General features: G+C 76.5%; 1 pseudogene. It reads right to left on the reverse strand.

From position 1 onward, the window contains the following. Positions 1–141: 141 nt before the first annotated feature. Positions 142–408 (reverse strand): annotated as a pseudogene (locus DEF28_RS26880) (phytanoyl-CoA dioxygenase); the annotation flags it as partial.

Consider the following 408-nt stretch of genomic DNA (forward strand, 5'->3'; position numbering starts at 1 on the left):
AGCGGGGGCTGGGCCAGGAACCGGGGGACCGTGCCGCGGTGCGGCTGGGCCGCGTGTACCAGGAACGGGTGGCACAGGGACACGTCCCCGCTCCGCCCCGTCGCGGCGGCCTCCGGGCGCCCTTCGCTGGCGGCCACCGCGTCACGGCACAGATCGAACCACGCGTCCCTCGTCCCCCGCCTCCGCCAGCAGCGGCGGAACGTCCCGGTGCGAGCCCACTCGCACGCGTGTCGGCGCGACGTCCGGGCCCACATCGGAAATGAGGAACAGCGTCAGCAGCGCCCGACCGCGGGAGCACAGGTTGACGCGGCCCTCGCCCGCCGCGCCGGAGAGGCTGGCCTCCACGCGCCAACCGGCGTCGCCCGGATCGCCGTCGCTGGGGAAGCGGACCGGGAACGTCCCCAGGCC

This window comes from Marinitenerispora sediminis (genome assembly GCF_003336425.1).
Taxonomy (GTDB): Bacteria; Actinomycetota; Actinomycetes; order Streptosporangiales; family Streptosporangiaceae; genus Marinitenerispora; species Marinitenerispora sediminis.